This is a genomic window from Mycobacterium sp. (assembly GCF_032162105.1).
Lineage (GTDB): Bacteria > Actinomycetota > Actinomycetes > Mycobacteriales > Mycobacteriaceae > Mycobacterium.
Genome location: NZ_JAVRPS010000118.1, coordinates 1 through 4601, shown reverse-complemented (window position 1 = coordinate 4601; position 4601 = coordinate 1). Strand labels below are relative to the sequence as shown.

5 protein-coding genes are annotated in these 4601 nt (G+C 65.5%); 1 reads left to right on the top strand and 4 read right to left on the bottom strand.

Features of this window, described 5'->3' with window-relative positions:
• Positions 1-82: 82 nt before the first annotated feature.
• On the bottom strand, positions 83-712 hold the full coding sequence (locus QOC69_RS05815) for a VOC family protein (RefSeq protein WP_526437304.1): 630 nt from the start codon (positions 710-712) through the stop codon (positions 83-85).
• A gap of 112 nt (positions 713-824) precedes the next feature.
• Here QOC69_RS05815 and QOC69_RS05810 point away from each other — a divergent pair, with 112 nt between their 5' ends.
• Positions 825-1361, top strand: a complete 537-nt coding sequence (locus QOC69_RS05810) for a carboxymuconolactone decarboxylase family protein (protein WP_526437302.1) — start codon at positions 825-827, stop codon at positions 1359-1361.
• A 15-nt stretch (positions 1362-1376) separates the two neighbouring features.
• Here QOC69_RS05810 and QOC69_RS05805 read toward each other — a convergent pair whose 3' ends face one another.
• The 3 genes from QOC69_RS05805 to QOC69_RS05795 all read right to left on the bottom strand — a co-directional run.
• On the bottom strand, positions 1377-3380 hold the full coding sequence (locus QOC69_RS05805) for a flavin-containing monooxygenase (RefSeq protein ID WP_526437299.1): 2004 nt from the start codon (positions 3378-3380) through the stop codon (positions 1377-1379).
• Between the two features lie 63 nt (positions 3381-3443).
• Entirely contained in the window at positions 3444-4271 is an 828-nt protein-coding gene (locus QOC69_RS05800) for a fumarylacetoacetate hydrolase family protein (RefSeq protein WP_526437297.1), read from the bottom strand.
• Positions 4272-4275: 4 nt separating this feature from the next.
• Positions 4276-4601 (bottom strand): nuclear transport factor 2 family protein (locus QOC69_RS05795; protein ID WP_526437295.1); only part of this gene is annotated, 326 nt, incomplete at its 5' end.

Genomic DNA, 4601 nt, shown 5'->3' with positions numbered 1-4601 from the left:
TAGGGGATGGACATTGGCGTGCTCCCGGTGCCGACTTGGCCTCGATCGCAGCGGACTGCCCGAGACGATTCCCTTCACGGCGCTAACTGGCGGCGGTCAAATCCGGAGCGTACTGCTCGCGCCCGATCGTCATCAGCTCGGCGAGCGGCATTCCGGCCTCGTAGCCAGCTAGCAGGTCCTCAGGGTCGAAGGGCCAGCCGACCGGATTGACGGCGAACTCCGGGCTGTGGATCCACTCGTCGGCGAGCTCCATCGGCATCGCCTCGACCATCATCTCGTTCTTGTGGCCGTCAGGATCCGCGTAGTAAATGCTCACCGTTGCGCAGTGGTTCATGCAGTACACCGGCTTGAAGCCCGCCGCCTTGGCCCGCACGTACATGCCGAGGAGCGCGCCCATTGACTCGAAGACGAACGCGAGGTGCTCGAGGCCCGGGGCCATGGCGACGTCCACCCCGACCGCGCCCGTGGCGTCGGCGACGCGGAGGCCCTCGCCCGCGCTCTTGTCGGCCAGCTCGGGCACGGCGACAAACGCGAGGCGGTGGTGCTCCTCGTCATAGGTGATCGCAGCCCCGTAGGGGCGCTGGTCGAAGACCATCCGGGCATTGAGCAGCATCTCGTAGTGGCGGATCGTCTCGTCCAGATGGGCGGTGCGCAGCACCGCGTGGGCCAGCTTGTAGGGCGCGACCGGCTCGGTCGGCAGGGTCCTAGCCATGGGGGCTCCTCGGATGGATGGCCATTGGTGCGTGGGGCGATTTGCCCACCATATGCAAGTTACATGGTTACGCCAGTTGCTTGCAATACCCAGTTCCTTGTACCGTCAGCCAATGACCGGACCGCGCATCGCACCGTTGCCTGCCGACCAGCTAGAGGCGGAGCACGCCGACCTCCTCGACAGGATCAAACGTGACGGGACCGGGGCGAGCAACGTCGTAACCACGCTCCTGCGCCACCCCCAGTTGTTCCGCCTGTGGGCGCCGCTGTCGAGCGGGCTCCTCTACGGTTCGCTACTCCCCCATCGTGATCGCGAGCTGCTCATCCTGCGCACCGCCTCGAACTGCCACGCGCACTACGAGTGGGCCCACCACGTCGTGATCGGCAAACAGGCTGGCTTAACCGATGAGGAGATCCCGCGCGTCCGCAGGGGCCCGACCGACGAGAGCTGGAGTAGCGACGACGCCGCCCTGCTGACCGCGGCCGACGAGCTCCACCACGACAGCCACATCAGCGACACGACGTGGGCCACGCTCGCAGCTCGCTACGACGAGAAGCAGCTGATCGAGCTGCCGATCCTGGTGGGCCAGTACCACATCGTCGCCTTCACCCTGAACTCCTTCGGCGTCGAGCTCGAACCCGGCTTCTGACGCCGAACCGCGCGTTCACCGCACCACGAGGTCGTGGCCGAACTGTGGCACGACGGCGCAGTCGGCCGCCGTCTCACCAGCGGCCTGCCGCTCAGAAGCGGCACGGGCATCGGCCGGGTTGCGGAGCCATCGCCACATCCTTCGTATATCGAACGGAAGGTTGCCGGCTGATCGGCCGTGTTCGTTCTTGAAGTAGTTCTGTGCGCGGGGATCCGTGTACATTTTTGTGGCTTCGGCGCGGTCTAGTTCGTCGTTGTATCGCCGGTATGCGTCCAGGGTCACCTCCACGGACCGGTTCTCGTCCGTGATCAGGTGCGCGAGGCACCCGAGGATGAATCTGGTCACGAGTTCTTCGACGTCGACGATGCCGAGGCCGCCGGTGGCGTTGGTGTTGGGTCCGTAGAGCATGAAGAAGTTGGGGAATCCGGGCAGCATCGTGCCGAGGTAGGCGCGGGCACCGTCCTTCTCCCACAGCTCCTCGACACCCGTGCCCCCGCGCCCGTGAAGCTCCATCGGCCACAGGAAGTCGTTTGCCTTGAAGCCGGTTGCCAAGACGATGGCGTCTACGGGGTAGGCAATGTTGCCTTCGACCTCGATCGAGGTCGCTGTGATGCGTCGGATCGGATCGGTTACCAGTGTGACGTCGGGTCTGAGTATCGCGTCGTAGATGCTGTTCTTGTTGTCGATCAGCACCGGTCGCGATGACATTGGCGGCGCGGTGGGGAGCATTTTGTCGACGAGTTCGGGGCGGTCGGCGAACTTCTTGCGCAGAAACTGGAGCCGGCCTTCACGGACTTCGTGGTTCAACGCGCTTCTGGTGTGCGGGTCGTCGAATGTGGGATCGATCTCGAATGCGCGCATCATGCCTTGCGGCCCGAAGGGCCAGCTGGAGCGGAAGCGCATGAAGTTGGTGTGGAACGGCATGTTGCGATCCAGCCAGCTCACTTGCGGGGGGAAGGTGGCCAGATATCCGGGAACCGGGAAACACCAACTGGGTGTGCGTTGGAAGACAAAGAGGTGACCGGTCGACTTGGCCAGTTCGGGCACCAGTTGATAACCGGTGCATCCGGTGCCGATGACCGCGACGTGCTTCCCGGTGAGGTCGGCGCCGTGAGGCCAGCGGGCGGTGTGGAAGGTGGAGCCGGCGAATTCGTCGAGTCCCTCGATGTCGGGAACGTTGGGGCGCGAGAGGAATCCCACTGCGCTGATCACCGCGTTCGCTCGCCATCGGCGGTCTCCATCGGGACCTTCCGCTCGGATATCCCAGACCGCCTCGTCCTCGTTCCAGATCAGCGAGGTGACCTCGGTGTCGAACTCGATGTGCTTGCGGACGTCGAAGTGGTCAGCGACCCAGTTGAAGTATTTCTCGTTGGCCGCCTGCTCTGAGAAGGCACCGGGGAGTGCGAAGTCGACGCCGTAGATGTGGGTGTAGGCGCGGCTGGGTGAATCGACCCGGGCGCCGGGATAGCGGTTCTCGTACCACGTCCCCCCCACCCCGGAGTTCTTCTCGAGAAGGGTGAACGGAATTCCCGCATGCTTCAACTGGACGGCGGCATTGAGCCCGCCCATACCGGCGCCGATCACCGCAACCGAGAACTGTTGGAGGCGTTCTGGGGAGGGCCGCCGCTCGTGCCAGACGTGACCCCGCGCCCACGGGTCCAAAGCCAGCTGCTCGAGCCACATGTCGATTTCTGTGTCGGGTATGTCGACTCCGGCGGCCAGGCTCAGGCTGCGTTGCAGACGCGTCTGTGGGCCGATGGACATGTCACCGGCCCCTCGGTCACGGTAAGCCTTCAAGAACTCGGCGGCCTTGGCCTGAATCAGCGCCGCCGCCGCCCGACTCGCCGGTATCTGCGCCTCGAGGAAACCGAACTGCATCGACGTGACTTCGATGGCCTGCAGGCTCTGGTCGCCGGTGAGTTGGTAGAGGAGACCGCGTAGCACCATGGGATCGGCGTACTTCACCGCGTCGTCGATCATCTCATCGGTCGCGTCGAGCAACTCCGGCCGTTCGGTCATCCGTGCACGGCTCCTGTCGTGGTCGCGTTCAGGTGCCGCGGGCGAGGTCGGGCTGGCCGACCGTCATGGACGCTTCTCGTCAGCCGGCGCGGCGGCGACCTCGTTCCGAAGTGGGGGTAGTACGCCGACGATGATCTCGACGACGTCGCCGGGCGAAAGGAACTGCGCCTTGACGAGTCCGACACCAGCAGGTGACCCGGTCAGAATCACGTCGCCAGCGTGCAGCGCGACGGTCTTGGAAACGGTGGCGACGATCTCGGGTATGGCGAAAATCAGTTCGTCGGTATCTGCTTCCTGGCGCACCTGGCCGTTGACCGTCGTCGTGATCGACAACGTCCCGCGCGCCTCGTCACCGGTGATCAGCCCGGGACCAAGCGGCTTGAACGACGGGAAGGACTTGGCGGTCGTGTAGTCGCCGCTGGCCAGCCCCGCCATCTGCACGTCCCGGGCGGTCACATCGTTGGCCGCCGTGACCCCGGCGATGAAGGTCCAGGCCAACGCCGGGTCGATGTCGCGGGCCTCTCGACCGATGACGATGGCGACCTCGCCCTCGTAGTCCACTTGGGCCGGCGCCTCGGCCGGCAGCACGATCGGAGTCTCGGGTCCCGCGGCGGCCTCGACGCGATCGCTGACGAAGAACATCATCGCCTCGGGCACCGGCTGACCGATCTCCTCCACATGCGAGCGGTAGTTGAGCCCGACGATCACGATCTGCGCCGGCACCGTCGGAGCGAGCAGCACCGCGTCGGACAGGGCGACTCGCTCCTTGCCCGGTGCGCCGGAGATGTCGTCGGACATGGCCCACGCGAGGACGTCGGCCGTCCCGTCAAGGACGACCAGCTCGTCGCCGTCGCGGCGGCCCGCACCCAAAGTCGTCTGAAAGAGCTGCACGGGCTTAGGCCGACGGCGCGTCGAGGACGGGTGTGATCGTGCGGGACGCGAGGCGCCAGCCATCCGGCGTCCTTGCCCAGCGGTCGGCGAAGTCAGCGATCGTACGCGTGGTGAGCTCTGCGCCCTCGTCTCGGCGATGAACGCACATCACGAACGCGACGTCGACGGCATCGCCATCGACATCGAGGACCCGCAGGTTGCTCCACTGATGCCGCGTCTCATACGACGCCGCGACCCGAACGGTCATCATCTGCTCGAACTGCTCCAGGTCAAGGTCGATCCCCGGCCCGTGCAGCGCGAACCCCTCGGCACACAGCTTCGGCACCCGAT

Coding starts and splice junctions, on each gene's coding strand:
- QOC69_RS05805 (WP_526437299.1), bottom strand. CDS start 3,380: ATGACCGAACGGCCGGAGTTGCTCGACGCGACCGATGAGATGATCGAC.
- QOC69_RS05810 (WP_526437302.1), top strand. CDS start 825: ATGACCGGACCGCGCATCGCACCGTTGCCTGCCGACCAGCTAGAGGCG.
- QOC69_RS05815 (WP_526437304.1), bottom strand. CDS start 712: ATGGCTAGGACCCTGCCGACCGAGCCGGTCGCGCCCTACAAGCTGGCC.